Below are 244 nucleotides of genomic sequence, written 5' to 3' on the forward strand. Positions count from 1 at the left end.
CCTAATTGGTTCATGGAACCAATAAAGCCCGCCGTTAGAACTTGGTCTTTTGCATCAATGGTCACATCAGCCGCTACACTTGCAGGGTTAATCGCTGTGATTTTGCCATTTTCAATAACAACCGTCGCATCTTTCAAAATGCCTTGTTCTGTTGATGTATGAACCGTTGCATTAGTGATTGCTGTAACTTGAGCAAATGCCGAAGAACTCACTAGTAATGCACCGGTAATTAAAGATACTTTAA

1 pseudogene is annotated in these 244 nt (G+C 41.0%); it reads right to left on the reverse strand.

Annotated elements, in window-relative coordinates:
- Positions 1-244, reverse strand: a pseudogene (locus tag CWC11_RS21400) (amidohydrolase family protein); the annotation flags it as partial.

This window comes from Pseudoalteromonas sp. S3178, assembly GCF_005886985.1.
In the GTDB taxonomy this organism is placed as follows: Bacteria; Pseudomonadota; Gammaproteobacteria; order Enterobacterales; family Alteromonadaceae; genus Pseudoalteromonas; species Pseudoalteromonas carrageenovora.